This window comes from Photobacterium kishitanii (assembly GCF_003026355.1).
GTDB classification, from domain to species: Bacteria; Pseudomonadota; Gammaproteobacteria; order Enterobacterales; family Vibrionaceae; genus Photobacterium; species Photobacterium kishitanii.
In genome coordinates this window covers 166,891-183,661 of the sequence record NZ_PYON01000005.1, presented here as the reverse complement: position 1 = coordinate 183,661, position 16,771 = coordinate 166,891, and the positions used below count along the sequence as shown (strand labels likewise).

Here is a 16,771-nt window from a genome sequence, read left to right as displayed (position 1 = left end):
GAAGCACAATTACTCTCCTTTATCCAAAGCTAAATTTAGATCCAATACATTAACGGTTGGTTGCCCCAAAAAAGACAGATTAGGTACTTTAGTCATCGTTTTAATTAATTCATGTACATATTGCTCACTAATATGACGTGATTTAGCAATTCTCAGAACTTGCCAATAAGCGGCTGCGGGTGAGATATCTGGATCTAATCCACTTCCTGATTCAGTCAACAATAATTGAGGGACAGGTTTTCTCTGCATGGTGTTTTCTGATTTTAATATTTTACGACGATTAGCGACCTCTTCTGCAAACTTAACGCTTAATGGAGATAAATTACTACCACCTGATTGCTCTGCATCATACTGATTTGCAGAAGGGCGACCTTGAAAGTATTTAGGCTCAGTAAACTGTTGACCAAGTAATTGAGACCCTTTTACTTTATTGTTTATATATATCAAACTACCATTCGCTTTCTCTGGAAAAACTAACTGAGATGCCCCATAAACTAAAACCGGATAAACTACACCAACCAGTAAAAACAACAAAATAAAACTTGATAAAGCTGCTCGTAATTGATTCATTTTATTCCCCTTACATTAAGTGAAAGAAATTAAGAAGTAAGTCAATAATCTTAATACCAATAAATGGAACAAGTAGACCACCTAATCCAAATAACCATAGATTTCGTCGCAATAGTAATGCCGCAGACATAGCTTTATAAGTTACACCTTTTAAAGCTAATGGAATTAAAGCGATAATAATTAACGCATTAAAGATAACTGCTGATAAAATCGCAGATTGAGGAGATCCAAGATGCATCACATTTAATGCATCTAAAGCTGGGTATGTCGCTACAAAAGCAGCAGGAATAATCGCGAAATATTTAGCCACATCATTAGCAATACTAAACGTTGTTAAAGATCCTCTTGTCATTAACATTTGTTTACCGATATGAACAACTTCTATTAATTTTGTTGGATCTGAATCAAGATCTACCATATTCGCAGCTTCTTTGGCTGCCTGAGTTCCTGAATTCATCGCCATTGCTACATCTGCTTGAGCTAAGGCGGGTGCATCATTAGTGCCATCGCCTGTCATAGCAACCAAATGCCCTAGTTCTTGATATTCACGAATTAATGCTAATTTGTTTTCAGGAGTTGCTTCTGCTAAAAAGTCATCAACACCTGCTTCTGCTGCAATTGCAGAAGCAGTTAGCTTGTTATCACCAGTAATCATTATAGTTTTAATACCCATTTTCCGTAACTGGGTAAACCTTTCTTTCATACCAGGTTTAACAATATCCTTTAGCTCTATAACACCAATCACCTTACCTTTTTCAGCAACAACTAATGGCGTACAGCCCGATTTAGCAATGCGTTCTACTAGCTCATTTGTGTGTGGTGGGTATAATCCACCATTAGCTTGAACATATTGTTCAATTGCGATTGATGACCCTTTTCGTATATGACGATTTCCAATATTAATACCGCTCATTCTTGTTTGAGCTGTAAATGGAATAAATGTGGCTTCTATATCGCTATACTCACAAGCAGCTTGGCCATATTTTTTCTCTGCTAAAGTAACGATACTACGACCTTCTGGCGTTTCATCTGCCAAGGATGATAATTGTGCTATTTTAGAGAGTACTTCTATTGATACACCAGAGACAGGGTAAAAACACGTTGCTCGACGATTACCTAGGGTAATAGTTCCTGTTTTATCAAGAAGTAAAACACTTACATCACCAGCAGCTTCAACAGCTCGCCCTGATGTTGCAATAACATTAACACCAACCATTCTCCCCATGCCAGCGATACCAATCGTTGATAATAAGGCGCCAATGGTTGTTGGAATTAAACAAACTAAAAGAGCGATTAAAATGGTTAAACTTACAGGCTCACCTTGACCACTAACCGAAACTGCATAGTTAGAGAATGGAACTAAAGTCACTGTTGCTAACAAAAAGATTAAAGTTAAGGCAACCAATAAGATAGTTAATGCAATCTCATTTGGCGTCTTTCGACGCTGAGCACCTTCAACCATTGCAATCATTCTATCAAAAAAGCTATTCCCTTTTTCTTGAGTGCAACGCACAATTAACCAATCAGATAAGACCTGAGTACCACCCGTTACTGAAGAGAAATCACCTCCTGATTCGCGAATGACAGGTGCTGACTCCCCTGTAATTGCACTTTCATCAACCGAAGCCCCTCCTTCTATGATCTCTCCATCACAGGGGATAGTATCTCCACTTTTAACAAGAACAATATCCCCCATTCGAAGATCATCCGCTGAAACTTCAGTTATGTTCTTACTGTCTGAGGTTGCTAATTTCTTAGCTGTAACCGATTTACGTAGCTGTTTTAACGAATCTGATTGAGCCTTACTTCTTCCCTCAGCTAAAGCTTCAGCAAAGTTAGCAAACAGAACTGTAAACCATAACCACATATCAACGGATACTGTAAAATAAATATTTCCTTTAATTAAACCTGTCATCATTGCAATCATTGCAAACGTTAATATCCAGCTTCCTATGTATACAATAAACATAACCGGATTTCGCCATTGAACTCGTGGATCAAGCTTTTTAAAAGACTCAATCATTGCAAACTTTAGTGTCTTTGAGTTAATTTGAAACCTCGGTTGACTCGATTCAAAGTTTATTTTTTTTGAATGATTGGATTCATTCTGAATTAAATTATCACTCATTTTTATTTCCTAAAATTTTGCCATTATTAAATGCTCAGCGACAGGTCCCAGAGCTAAGGCTGGAATAAACGTTAATGCACCTATAAGTAAGACTGTGCCAACTAATAAACCAATAAATTGAATACCATTGGTTGATAAAGTTCCGGAAGTTTCAGCTTGGCATGGCTTAACTATTAAACTGCCAGCTATTGCTAATACGGGAAAAATAACCCCAAAGCGTCCGACAAACATGGAAAAACCTGTTAATAAATTCATTAATACTGTATTTGCAGAAAATCCAGCGAATGCACTACCGTTATTATTAGCAGCAGAAGACAAAGCATAAAGCGCCTCAGAAAAACCATGAGGGCCCGACTCTTGAATGCTTCCAGTTCCATAAGTAACGGTAATCGCAGTACCAATTAGAACTAATAATGGTGCGCATAAAATAGCTAGCGCAGTCATTTTCATTTCAAAACTTTCAACCTTCTTACCTAGATATTCAGGTGTACGACCAATCATTAAACCTGCAATAAAAACAGTTAAGAATACAAACATCATGATGCCGTAGAAACCAGCACCAACACCACCAAAAATAACTTCACCTAATTGAATAAGCCACATTGGTATTAAACCACCTAGTGCTGTGAATGAATCAAGCATCGAACTCACTGCACCGCAAGAAGCCGCGGTAGTAATAACAGAAAAAAGAGATGAGACATCAATGCCAAAACGAGTTTCTTTTCCTTCCATATTACCGACCATGGCATGGCCATTAATTAATAATGTTTGGCTTTCCGCTTTCATTACCCAAACTACTGCGGCAATAAAAATAACTGTCATTGCTGCGATTAAGACAGTTCCTTGTCGTTTATCTTTTGCTACTCGACCAAATGCAAAACAAAGTGCCGTTGGAATAATGAAGATAGCCAGCATTTGCATGAAATTACTAAGGTAAGTTGGGTTTTCAAATGGATGTGCTGAGTTTGCATTAAAAAAACCACCCCCATTAGTACCTAGCATTTTAATTGCCTCTTGAGAAGCAATCGGGCCCATAGGAATAATTCCACTATGCCCTTGCAGACTGGTATAACCTACATAAGACATAAAATTATCGGGAACACCTTGACCAACCATTAAAATAGCAAGTACAAATGAAATCGGTACTAATATGTAAATAGTAATACGTAATAAATCCATCCAGGCATTACCCAAATCTTTACCATGACTTCGAGTTAACCCTCGAATAAAAGCAAAAGCTACAGCAATACCTGTTGAAGCTGATAAGAAATTTTGTACTGTTAAGCCAGCCATTTGACTAAAGTAACTCATGGTTGTTCCACCACCATAAGCTTGCCAGTTCGTATTAGTCACAAAACTAATTGCCGTATTAAAAGCTAGATCCCATGATAGCCCTGATAAATGTTGAGGATTTAAAGGTAAATAACCTTGTGTTGATAAAATTGCAAATAATACAATAAAACCTAATATATTGAAGGTAAATATAGCTAGAGCGTATTGCTTCCAATTCATTCCTTCGTCAGATATACGAAGCCATTTTAAAATAAAACATTCTGTTGGCGTTGTTTTTTTAGTGTCGATTAAATAAGCAATCGGCTTTGCAAGCAGCCATCCTAAAGGAAATAATACTGTTAAATAGGTAGCTAATAATAAATAACCATTCATAACTAAAACTCCTCTGGATTCATTAACACATAAAATAAATAACCAAAAGTTACAGCAGTAACTATTAATCCAAAGATGCTGAATATAGACACAATAAACCTTTCCTTTATATTTTATTAAATTAACAACACACCCCACTCTGGATAAGAATAATATCCAATCACATATGTTATTGTTGTATAAAAACAGACATTCACCGTATAAATCTTGTGTATTTTTACATTAACAAATGTAAATCACAGGAGTAGAGAATGTTCTCTATTTTTATTTGTTATATAGGAAAAACACAAAGAGAAATACTTCGAGAAGTTATTCTAAAAAATTTAACAATCCTCCAATAATTTTTATCCTATTCATAATAATGAAGGATGAAACTCTTCTCTCCAGCAACAATATTCGCTCAATACCATTTCACATACCGCAATGAATATGAAAATACTGTTTTTATTTTCACCAATATAATTACAGCAGGTTATATTACACCCACCATTTTTAACTATTTAATTACGTTTGGAATTCCCAGTAAAACTTTCTCATTTTAAAACGTAAATAGAGAAGATCTAAATAGTTAGATCACATTGAATGTGGACTATATTAATTATTACGTTGTAATTTCAATAAAAACAAACACAATAGGTACTCAATATTATTGTTGATAATTTCATTTCAAAAATACGACTAAAACATAATCATATTAAAGTCGATAATTAATGTTGAATTTTTTATCTCTATTACTCTTATCATTAATGTGATTATATAAACAACAATGCAGCTTAGTAGAAAAACGTTAAACAGTGCGCAGATAAAAAAATAGATGCTCTTACGAACATCTATAAAAATAATCATCTACACCGATACTTTATTTTTGTTTATTGTGTTCACTGACCGCCGTCCAGTAACCAAACTCAGCATCGACAGCTTGTTCAATATCGGCTAAGAAATCCGCCCCATCATTTTTCATGACTTTCTTATAGCGGCGCTCGGAGCTCAAAATCTGCTTCAAGGCATCGGCCTTGGGTGCTTTTGAGTCTAAGTTGAACTTGCCTTTGCCGTTTTCAGACGGTTGATGACGATAAAGTGGCCATAAGCCCCCTTCCGTTGTCAATTTCTGATGATCAAAGGCGTTAGCTAAGTCATAACCATGCTCTTCACAAGGGCTGTAAGCGATAATCAAAGATGGACCATTCCATGCTTCAGCTTCTTGGAATGCTTTCACTGTCTGATTCATCTGAGCGCCCATCGACACTTGTGCCACATACACGTGATCGTACATCATCATTTGTGCAGCTAAGTTCTTACGTTTATGCGATTTACCATTAACGGCAAATTTAGTGGTACTGCCTGTTGGTGAGGCTTTGGAGTGTTGACCACCTGTATTTGAGTAACACTGAGTATCCAACACCAAAATATTGATGTTTTCCCCCGTACTCAAAGCTTGATCCAAACCACCAAAACCAATGTCATACGCCCAACCATCGCCACCAATGATCCACACAGACTTATCAACCAAGTAATCGACGGAATTTAAGAAAGATTCTGCGGTTGCTTGACCGGCTAATTGCGTTTTCAATTGCTCAATGGTTTGACGCTGTTGATCAATATGATGGTAGAACTCTGGGTAGCTTTTCTCTGGGGTTGCTAACAAGGCATCGCGCGCCTCGGCACCGAGAATGGCTTCGCCTTGCTCACTTAACAAACGCTTCGCACGCTCACGGTGATGATTCACCGATAAACGGTAACCCAAACCAAATTCGGCATTGTCTTCAAATAATGAGTTCGCCCACGCTGGTCCACGTCCATTTGCATCCTTGGTGTATGGCGTGGTTGGTAAGTTACCACCATAAATAGAAGAACAACCCGTTGCGTTAGCAATCAGCAAGCGATCACCAAATAACTGGCTCAACAACTTAATGTATGGCGTTTCACCACACCCCGAACACGCACCAGAGTATTCAAACAGTGGCTGAACGTATTGAATATTGCGAATATCAATGCGTTCCATTTCTTTACGTTGGACTTCTGGTAAGCCTAAGAACTCTTCAAACAAAGAACGTTTGTCATCGACTGGATCCACTTTTGGCACCATGTTTAATGACTTAACGCCTTCTTCGGTACGGCTCTTCGCAGGACAAACCACCGCACAAAGGTTACAACCTGTACAATCGTCTGGTGAGACTTGCAGCACGTAAGATTGTCCTTTGCGCTCACGGCCTTTGAATAGGATCGATTCCAACTCAGAACCTTCCAATACAACAGGATCAACCACTTTCACACGAATCGCAGAGTGCGGACACGCGGCCACACAGTAATTACATTGAGTACATAAATCGGCTTTCCACTCAGGCAATTCATTGGCAATGTTGCGTTTTTCCCACTGACTGGTTCCCGTAGGCCAAGTACCATCCGGTGGGAAAGCAGACACAGGCAATTCATCGCCTTTACCTGCTAACATCACGCCCGTTACGGCTTTCACAAAATCAGGCGCTTCCATAGACACTGGTGGTGGTGACATTTCACCGTTAGCCACGGCTTGAGTCGTCTCCACTTTTTGTAAACGCTCTAAGGTTTGCTCTAACGCACGAATGTTGGCTTGAATAATATTCTCGCCTTTACTGCAATAGGTCTTCGCAATGGTGTCTGACAATAACGCCAATAAACCAGACTGTGGTAACTGCTCTGTTAACCACAACATTGCCATTTGCATTACGGTATTAATGCGTTGACCCATGCCAGTGCTGTGCGCAATGTCGGTTGCATTAATAACGTAAAGGCGTGCGTTACGAGCGAGAATTTCAGTTTGCACTTCAAACGGCAAATGATCCCACACGTGATCAGCATCGTACGGGCTATTCAATAAGAAAATGCCATCATGCTTCAATTTATCCAACATGTTTTGCTTGGTTAAGAAGCTCCATTGGCTGCACGATACAAAATCTGCATAAGCAATTAAATAGGTTGAATCGATGGGGTATGGACGACTACGCAAATGTGACACCGTCATGCTGCCCGCTTTTTTCGAATCGTAAACAAAATACCCTTGCACGTATTCGTCAGTATGGTCACCTAACAACTTCAAGGTACTCTTTGCAGCACTAACACTACCATCACTACCCAAACCATACATAATGCTGTTATAACCGAGAGTGTGAAGCAACGGATAGTTACTTAACAACGGTAAACTAAGGTGAGTTACATCATCATTAATGCCGACCGTAAACCGAGAACGCATCGCCAATAACGGTTGAGTCAACTCTTCAAAGACAGCAGCGACTGAGTTTGGCGCAAATTCTTTAGAGGATAAACCATAACGTCCACCAATCACACGTGGCAAAGTAGCACGTTGTCCAAGCTGGAAAGCTTCGGTCAGGGTCGCCATTATGTCTAAGAATAAAGGCTCACCCAATGCACCCGGCTCCTTGGTGCGATCCAGTACTGCAATACGCTCTGCCGTTACAGGTAATACCTCTAAGAAATGCTTAGCTGAGAATGGACGGTACAAGTGAACCGCTAACACACCCACTTTTTGACCTAAAGAGCACTCACGATCAACCACTTCTTTAATAGTACCAATCGATGAACCCATCGCGATGATCACACGCTCAGCGTCAGGATGACCGTGATACTCAAATGGCTTGTATTGACGCCCCGTTAGCTCTGCAAATTGCGCCATGGTATCAACCACATGATCTGCCGCTTGGTCATACCATGGATTGCTCGCTTCACGCGCTTGGAAGAAAGTATCTGGATTGGAGGTTGTACCGCGAAGCATAGGGCGATCTGGCGTTAGCGCGCGATCACGGTGCGCTTCCATCAAATCTATTGGAATCATCTCACGGATCACATCGTCTGAAATTTCGGTAATTTTGTTCAGCTCATGCGAAGTACGGAAACCGTCAAAAAAATGCACGAATGGCAAACGACTTTTTAATGTCGCTGCTTGTGAGATTAATGCAAAGTCATGTGCTTGTTGGACAGAAGAGGCACAAAATAATGCACAACCTGTTTGACGAATGGACATCACATCAGAGTGATCACCAAAAATTGATAAGGAATGGGTTGCGATAGTTCGAGCTGCCACGTGCAATACAAACGGCGTTAATTCGCCAGCAAGTTTGTACAACGACGGGATCATCAGCAATAAACCTTGAGATGAGGTAAAACTGGTTGCTAGGCTGCCTGCCATTAAGGCACCGTGTACCGTTGCAATAGCACCGCCCTCAGACTGCATTTCCATAATACGCGGTACATCACCCCACGCATTTGGCATGTCTTGACTCGCCCATTGATCACAAGCCTCTGCCATAGAAGAACTTGGGGTGATTGGATAAATGCCAATGACTTCATTGGTTTTATAAGCAATTGCCGCTGCTGCGCCATTACCGTCCAGTATTTTCATTTAATTAACCTTAAGTTACGGCCAGCTTCTTAGCTGGTGTGATCGTTATATATTTACCTTAATGCCTAGTACCAATAATAATATATAAGTGTTATATGACTTATTGTCTGGATTCATTAAGCTATATCTCATCAAATATGTATAAATAAGGGTAAATACTAATGTATTAAATTAGTGTTAATTTTTACTTAATACGTATAAATATAATATAAGGATAAGGTACAAGCCCCTACCAAACAGGACTAACATTATGTCCTTACTATCTGAACAGTTCCTGAAACCGTAACCAGTCTGACACCAACAAGTCGGTTAGTCATGCCCTTGATCTAAACGAATCTCGACGTTCATTGCACCAATGTTAACTTTTTTTACTTCATGCTTTTCCGAGGCTGTAAGTGTGTAACGCTCGACTAAGTTTTCACACAGATTATGGGTTTTAGGACTTGCATTAACACTGGTAGGTATTTGAGCACGTTTAAAACACCCCAATTGGAATAAATTCGTCACTCAGTTCATCTTTCGAGGCTTGTATTCAAGATACTTTCGTTTTATGAATTTTAAATAATAAATCAAAAAATTAGCTTTATAATATTTTCAAGACATCTTTATTATAATTAATAACAAAAGCGTCACCATGAAATATTTACATAATAACAACAAGTGACTATCATTAACCTTCTAATTAAAACAAATACAATTTATCACAACAACATAATACTCATACTATAAACTTCTAATATTAAAAATAAAAATATATTTAATAGCAATAACCCACCCTGTAAATATCGTTATTTAAGATAGGAAAATAGTTAATATTAAATCACAGTGATAGTACAAATATACCTAAGGAGATATCATGAATAAACTTGCTTTAACCGCACTCATAACAACAACACTATTAGGATGTAACTCAAATGATGGTGAAGATATTATTGTTGATAAAGTCGGATTAGATATTTCCGCATTAACAAATGAACAAAAGCAAAATTATGCACAAATTTCTACTGATATTAATACGCTAATAATTAATATTGCAGGTAAATGTTTTGATGCAGCAGTAGCTACTAATCCTAACGTTTCAAACTTTAGCTGTAATATCGCTGAGTATATTGCCACAGCAAATAAAACTGAGTATTCAACAATAACGCTTATTGAAGGCACACTTGATGTGAGTAAAAAATCGACCAATACCTTTAAAATCGAAACCGACAACGCAGTTAAATTTCGAGCACCAATTATCAGCACAGATATCATTGCTTATAGCTTACGTGATAATAATGAAATCAACTTCGTGGACAATGACCCACTAGCGCCTACCGTCACTTTCCGTGGTTTCTACATTGATGAAAGAGATAATAATGCAAGTTATTGGACGGCCGAAACTTTAGAAGCTCATCCTCTAAAATACAACGAAGATAACAATAATCAATACATTTCACTGTATGATGGCCAAGCAAAACTTACAGGTAAAGATGAACAAACATACAGTTGGTCGACCAACTCCGCAGGGAAAGTAATATTGCAATAGTTAATTTTAATCAATGGGATAAGGCAGAAGACAGCGCTAATATCCCTTTTTCTGTCTCAGTTATGATAAATACCTAACATTCATATTATTAATGAATAAATAACTATACAAGTCGATACCTTTGATCAAATATAAATCAATATGCATATGATCATAAAAAGGACTTATTGATGTATTCATTTTTAAATACTAAACGCTCTCTCCAAGAGCGGTTAGCTCTCTTTGTGTCTTCCGCACAAAAAATTTATCCTGAAATTATTGGTATTGCAGTAACACATATCGATGATCACGATAACCTATACTCTGTATATCGTAGTCCTGATTACGGTGATAATTTTCCAACTTTTATTGCATCAATTAGCCAATCACCCCGCCTTAGTAAAATGAGAACATCATTAGAGCCAAGCATTATTGATAATATGCTTTCTCATCAATCGTCAGTAAAACGCATTCATTTGCGATTATTACAAAGCAATTGTATTTCAAGCATGGCATGTCCAATTTATACTAATGGTACCTTTATCGGGGTATTATTTATCAATGCTAAAGTAAAAGATTTCTTCAGCGATAAAATTGATTATTTCACCACTTTCTCTATTCTTATTACCTTACTTATTACTGATGATTTTAATAATAAAAGGGCATTTCATTCTATTGTTAAAACCGTCTTATTATTAAGTCACCATAAAGATCCTGAGACTCAAAATCATCTAAAAAGAGTCGCTGAATATAGTCGTTTAATTGGACTCTATTTAGCAAAAAAAAGAAAATGTGACGGTAATTTTGTTGATTCGGTTTATCATTTTTCCGATATGCATGATATTGGAAAGTCTTTAATTCCAGAAGATATTTTATATTCGACTGAAATATATACCGATCACGAAAGAGATATAATGAATCAACATCCTGAATTAGGTTGTCAATTATTATCTAATATATTAACCACATTTAAATATGATAATCATCAGGAACTTAATATCATTCTTAACATCATTCGTCATCATCATGAACGGTATGATGGTAAGGGTTACCCCGCTAAATTAAAAGGAACCGATATTCCATTAGAAGCACGGATTGTTACAGTCGCAGATGTTATTGACGCACTATTAAGTAATCGACCTTATAAAAAACCTTGGTCAATAGAAGATGTAGAGCTGTATTTAATTAATGGCTCCGGAACGCTATTCGATCCTCTGTGTATTGATGCGATTTTACACTCGCTCGATAAAGTCACCCTGATTCAAAGCCGTTATCCTGATGTTATTGAAGAAGAGCTACAAGCGTAGCTCTTAAATCAATACATCTGGTATATCTAGCAAATAGTGCCGCCAATTAATTGAATATCTTGTTCATTATCAATCACAGCTTGAGCGGCTACTTTCAAACCTTCAGCAATCATCTCTAATGACATACTTGGCTGATCCGTTAGAGCTGCTTGCTCAGGTAATAGTGGGATATGAATAAACCCATGTCCAATAGCAGTATCACGTAAGTAATGCTGTACACCATAAAATAAGTGATTGCAGACAAAGGTACCCGCAGTGTTTGATACCTGACACGGAATACCTGCTTGTTGTAATGCTTGCGTCATCGCCTTAATTGGCAACGTTGAGAAGTACCCATCAGGGCCATCAACAACAATAGGTTGATCAATCGGTTGATTACCCTCGTTATCGGCAATACGGAAGTCATCAATATTAATTGCTATACGTTCTGGTGTAATACCAGCACGCCCACCAGCCTGACCTACTGTAATAACAAAATCAGGCTTATGGTGCTCAATTGCAGTAATAACAGCGTCTATCGCTTTAAAACGTGTTACTGGCACTTGGCAAATAACAATTTCACCATTGTTAAGTGCGACACCATCTAATAGTTTAGCAGCTTCTAATGCAGGATTAATTGCTGCACCACCAAAAGGTTCAAATCCGGTTATTAATATCTTTTTCATTATTATTCGTACCTTAAAAAGCCAATGTGTACATTAATACAATATTGAAGGCTAACATCACAAAACCAGGTAGGCATTGTGTGATAATTATTTGATTTTTATTCTTTAATTCCAATAATGCCGCAGGTACAACATTAAAATTAGCAGCCATTGGTGTCATTAATGTACCGCAATAACCTGATAGCATTCCCAATACACCAACAATGGCAGGGTTACCGCCTTGCTCAATAATCAATAACGGAATACCAATACCGGTCGTGATCACTGCAAAAGCGGCAAAACCATTCCCCATCACTACTGTAAACAACATCATACCAACACAATAAGCCACAACATATGCTTGCAAGTTATTATCTGGCACTATCATTTTAACCAATTGTGAAACGGTATCACCAACACCAGCTTGGCTAAATAAATAGCCTAAAGCGGCTAAAAATTGTGACAATATTGCCGCCCAACCAATACCATCAATTAAGCGACGACCTTCATTGATACTTTGTGCAGCAGTTCCTTTGGTGATCACTAAAGCTAAACCAATTGCCAACACCGAACTAATACCCAGCCCAGTTAACGCACCTAAATCAGTACATTGGCTAATCACAATCGTACCAATAGGAATCAATACAGCAGGAACAAACAGTTTATTTTTAAGGGTAATTGCGCTCTTAGCTTTAGTGCTATCATCTGTACTGTTATAAGTACCTATCCCCATAAAGCCGCCAGTTGCTAGCAAGGTTAACGCCAGTACTAATAAGCCTGTTACCCAATGAGGCATCAATGGACCACACATAAAAGTGATACCATAAATAAGCCAAAATGCTCCTGTACCCCAACGTTTAGCACTATTTTTATCGGCGAAGCTTTGCACAGCAAAAGCAATCAACAATAAACCGGTAGTTTGATAAACATACTCAAGCATTATCCTGCTCCTTTAATGCCACTGATTGTGTTACCGAATGACGCGCTAATCGCATATCTTCCAATTTGCAACACACAGCAAATACAGCAAAAGATGCAATTGCTGTCGGTAATGCCCACAAATACATTTGCTCAAGTTCAACCTGAATACCGTTGTCTTCCATAACACCTTTGATCAATAACAACCCACCAGCACCAATGAACAATAGCTGACTAAAGAAATTACCAAAGTTTTCACTCACGGCAGATAAACAACGGATTCGTTGACTTTGCTTATCGGTTAACTCACCGACTTGTTTTTCTGCCGCAGCTTCTGCCATCGGCGCAATTAACGGACGGATCATTGAGGGATGTCCACCCAAATGTAATCCCATACCATTGGTCAATTTACGTAGTGCAAGATAGGTCAATAACACGCGGCTTACTGAAGCACTTTTCATACTGCCGATTAACGTTTCAGCACGCTGACGTAAGCCATAACGTTCTAAAATACCAATCATAGGTAATATAAGGATAAACAAAGACATATAACGGTTTTTTGTAAATGACTCACCTAAAATAGATAAAATTTCAAACAATGGAATGTGAGCAACTAAGCCAGTAACAACACCTGCTGTTAGAATCACTAACAAGGTATTTAATTTAAATGCTAATCCCGCGGTGATAATCACCACACCAATTAATGGCCATAAATCCACCATTTTCTACTTCCTTTTATTTATGTTGTATGCAATCAAAAGATACGCACTTAGCGTGCTGTTGTTTTTATTAATAGTCATAATATTTAGCGGAGATTACGAAATTAAATTTATCGTTGCCAGTTAAATTTTGCGAGGAAAAGTAACATGAAAAAATAAAAAACAAACTAATAAACATATATTTATAAAAAAGATGCAATTAAAACCCTGTATTATTCCAACTGCCGATAAATATTCGTATAACCTATATGGAATATAATGCTATTCATGGTCACAACAAGAAGATCAAATTGATAATCAACGCATAATAATTGATATTTTGTGCATACAATATCATTTAGTAGTGGATTATATTTTGCACAATTCAATTGACCATCCCGCAACAGCGGATACCAAAAAGTCATGGCAAGTACCTGACACGTTAATCATCATTTTCATGGTGGGTATATTAGCAACCATACTCACCTATCTCATTCCTGCTGGCAGTTTTTCTCAGCAAACAGTGAGCTTTATCGCTGATGGCGTTGAAAAAACACGTACCGTTATTGACCCTGCCTCTTTTAAATATGCTATTGATACTAATGGCGACAAAATCTACAACACTGTCGGTTTATTTAGTGCTGGGGGTGGCATTGGCTTAATGAACTTTATGTTCGAAGGTCTGGTTTCTGGTAGTAAATGGGGATCAGCTGTCGGCGTAATTATGTTTATGCTCGTTATCGGCGGTGCATTTGGTGTCGTCATGCGTACAGGTGCCATTGATGCCGGTATCTTAGCGCTAATCCATAAAACAAAAGGCAATGACTTTTTATTCATTCCAGCTTTATTTGTCTTATTTTCATTGGGTGGTGCTGTCTTTGGTATGGGTGAAGAAGCGATTGCTTTTGCGATCATCATTGCCCCCCTTATGCTCCGTCTAGGTTATGACGGCATTACCACAGTAATGGTTACTTATGTCGCAACCCAAGTCGGTTTTGCATCATCATGGATGAACCCTTTTTCAGTTGCTATCGCTCAAGGCATTGCCGGTATTCCTGTACTTTCTGGTATGGAACTGCGTCTACCAATGTGGGTTGGTTTCACCTTAATGGGTGTTATTTTCACCATGCGTTATGCCGCAAAAATCAAACGCAATCCTGAACTGTCTTATAGCTTTAAAACTGATCAATTCTTACGCGAAAAAACAGCTGATATTCAGCAATCAGAATGGCATTTTGGCTATACATTAGTCATCGCAACCGTTGCTATCACAACAGGTTGGGTTGTTTGGGGAGTTGTCGTACACGCATGGTATATTCCTGAAATAGCATCACAATTTTTTACGATGGGTTTTGTTGCCGGTATTATTGGTGTTATTTTCAAGCTCAACAATATGACCTTGAATGATATAGCAACCTCATTTAAAGAAGGTGCTGGAGTAATGTTAGCCCCAGCCTTACTTGTTGGTTGTGCGAAAGGCGTATTATTAATTCTGGGTGATGGCTCTGCTGATGAGCCAAGTGTATTAAATAGTATATTAAACAGTGCTGGCGGTGCCATTAGTGGTATTCCAGATGTTGCTGCGGTATGGATCATGTATCTATTCCAATCTATCTTTAATTTCTTTGTCACTTCAGGCTCAGGCCAAGCAGCACTGACGATGCCATTACTGGCACCTTTAGGTGATATTGCCGGTATTTCTCGTCAAGTCACCGTGCTTGCGTTCCAATTAGGCGATGGTTTTACCAATATCGTTGTTCCAACATCTGCATCATTAATGGGTACTTTAGGAGTTTGCCGTATTGATTGGGGTGATTGGATCCGCTTTAGCTGGCGCTTTATGCTGCTATTGTTTGTAACATCTAGCGTGATTGTTATTTGTGCTCACCTAGCAGGATTTAATTAATCATATGACAACCACTATTACGACCCAAATTACGGGTGATATTGTTAATAATATTGCGGTTATTTCAGCATTGAACGTTGATGATCTTGCTATTGGTCAACACCAATTTTGGTTTAAGGTTGCGACTAACGCACTCAATCAAGACCAACTTTTACCAGTATGGGTATTTAAAGGTCAGCGAGCAGGCAAAAAAGTAATGATCACCGCAGGGATCCATGGTGATGAGCTCAATGGTATTTTAACCGCGCAGCAACTGGCACGTCAGTTAAAAGACACTGAAGTCTGTGGCTGCATTACGATTATCCCTGCGATTAATTTATCAGGAATCATCCATCACCATCGTGATTATCACAGTGCCGATCAAGATCTATCTAGCATTAATCTTAATCGCTATTTTCCCGGTAACAGTACAGGTAATGCAGCTGAACGCTATCTGGCGCAGTTATGGCAGCAGCTATTATTACCTAATGCAGATATCGCAGTAGATCTACATACACAAACCACTGGCACTTGTTATCCACTTTATGTTTTTGCTGATTTTCGAGTAGAGTCAGCACTGGCAATGGCAAGGTTAATGACTCCAGATGCGATCTTAAATGATCCCGGCGATCTTGGCGTATTAGAAACCGTTTGGAATGCTCATGGCGTTAGTGCCATTACGGTTGAAGTTGGAAGCGGTAAAATTACTCAGCCAGAGTTAATTGATCGTGCTGTCACTGGAGTAATGAAAATTATTACTAATCAACAGCAATTAGCAACCATGACCATTGAAGCTTGTGCCATAGAAGCTAACACTGTCACTTCTATTCGTGCTGATATTGGCGGATTAACGTTAGCCCATGTTGAGATGCTAGCTTCCGTTAACGAAGGTGATGTTATCGCAACTCAATATGACCTATTTGGCAACGAAATAAAATGCTATACCGCCCCTTCAGCCGGTATCGTATTAAGTCACAACACCGATGCATTACGTGAAGCCGGCGCATTAGTTGTACGTCTCATTCATAATTAATATTTAACAATTAACAACAT

The 16,771-nt window shown here is 38.4% G+C and carries 13 protein-coding genes; 4 read left to right on the top strand and 9 right to left on the bottom strand.

Features of this window, described 5'->3' with window-relative positions:
- Positions 1-9 precede the first annotated feature (9 nt).
- From kdpC to C0W29_RS08020, 6 genes are all read right to left on the bottom strand, one after another.
- Positions 10-570 carry a potassium-transporting ATPase subunit KdpC gene (kdpC, locus tag C0W29_RS08045; protein ID WP_045045233.1) on the bottom strand — a complete coding sequence of 187 codons (561 nt, stop codon included), beginning with the start codon at positions 568-570 and terminating at the stop codon, positions 10-12.
- A 10-nt stretch (positions 571-580) separates the two neighbouring features.
- Positions 581-2,698, bottom strand: a complete 2,118-nt coding sequence (kdpB, locus tag C0W29_RS08040; protein WP_080895410.1) for a potassium-transporting ATPase subunit KdpB — start codon at positions 2,696-2,698, stop codon at positions 581-583.
- Between the two features lie 9 nt (positions 2,699-2,707).
- Positions 2,708-4,363 (bottom strand): potassium-transporting ATPase subunit KdpA, encoded by a 1,656-nt coding sequence (gene kdpA / locus C0W29_RS08035; RefSeq protein ID WP_045045232.1) that lies wholly within the window; start codon positions 4,361-4,363, stop codon positions 2,708-2,710.
- A gap of 2 nt (positions 4,364-4,365) precedes the next feature.
- Entirely contained in the window at positions 4,366-4,455 is a 90-nt protein-coding gene (gene kdpF / locus C0W29_RS21985; protein ID WP_158260016.1) for a K(+)-transporting ATPase subunit F, read from the bottom strand.
- 767 nt (positions 4,456-5,222) lie between these two features.
- Positions 5,223-8,759 (bottom strand): pyruvate:ferredoxin (flavodoxin) oxidoreductase, encoded by a 3,537-nt coding sequence (gene nifJ / locus C0W29_RS08025; RefSeq protein WP_045045231.1) that lies wholly within the window; start codon positions 8,757-8,759, stop codon positions 5,223-5,225.
- Between the two features lie 309 nt (positions 8,760-9,068).
- Positions 9,069-9,266: a hypothetical protein gene (locus C0W29_RS08020; protein WP_045043057.1), complete on the bottom strand. Its 198-nt coding sequence runs from the start codon at positions 9,264-9,266 to the stop codon at positions 9,069-9,071.
- 349 nt (positions 9,267-9,615) lie between these two features.
- Here C0W29_RS08020 and C0W29_RS08015 point away from each other — a divergent pair, with 349 nt between their 5' ends.
- Positions 9,616-10,287 (top strand): hypothetical protein, encoded by a 672-nt coding sequence (locus tag C0W29_RS08015; RefSeq protein ID WP_045043058.1) that lies wholly within the window; start codon positions 9,616-9,618, stop codon positions 10,285-10,287.
- 170 nt (positions 10,288-10,457) lie between these two features.
- Entirely contained in the window at positions 10,458-11,573 is a 1,116-nt protein-coding gene (locus tag C0W29_RS08010) for an HD domain-containing phosphohydrolase (protein ID WP_052957637.1), read from the top strand.
- 26 nt (positions 11,574-11,599) lie between these two features.
- Here C0W29_RS08010 and pcp read toward each other — a convergent pair whose 3' ends face one another.
- From pcp to C0W29_RS07995, 3 genes are read right to left on the bottom strand one after another with little or no spacing between them, the layout of a single operon-like run.
- Complete coding sequence (gene pcp, locus C0W29_RS08005) at positions 11,600-12,238, bottom strand: pyroglutamyl-peptidase I (RefSeq protein WP_045043059.1); 639 nt, start codon at positions 12,236-12,238, stop codon at positions 11,600-11,602.
- Between the two features lie 13 nt (positions 12,239-12,251).
- A complete protein-coding gene (locus tag C0W29_RS08000) occupies positions 12,252-13,157 on the bottom strand; it encodes a DUF979 domain-containing protein (RefSeq protein WP_045043060.1) in 906 nt (301 codons plus the stop codon).
- Complete coding sequence (locus C0W29_RS07995) at positions 13,150-13,857, bottom strand: DUF969 domain-containing protein (protein WP_045045230.1); 708 nt, start codon at positions 13,855-13,857, stop codon at positions 13,150-13,152. Before C0W29_RS07995 ends, C0W29_RS08000 begins: the two co-directional genes overlap by 8 nt.
- Positions 13,858-14,290: 433 nt before the next feature.
- Between C0W29_RS07995 and yfcC the strand changes: the two genes are divergently transcribed.
- Both yfcC and C0W29_RS07985 read left to right on the top strand, forming a co-directional pair.
- The gene (gene yfcC / locus C0W29_RS07990) at positions 14,291-15,739 is read left to right on the top strand and encodes a putative basic amino acid antiporter YfcC (RefSeq protein ID WP_235604171.1); all 1,449 of its coding nucleotides are present in this window, start codon (positions 14,291-14,293) and stop codon (positions 15,737-15,739) included.
- A 16-nt stretch (positions 15,740-15,755) separates the two neighbouring features.
- Complete coding sequence (locus C0W29_RS07985; RefSeq protein WP_045045282.1) at positions 15,756-16,751, top strand: succinylglutamate desuccinylase/aspartoacylase family protein; 996 nt, start codon at positions 15,756-15,758, stop codon at positions 16,749-16,751.
- The last annotated feature ends 20 nt before the right edge of the window (positions 16,752-16,771 follow it).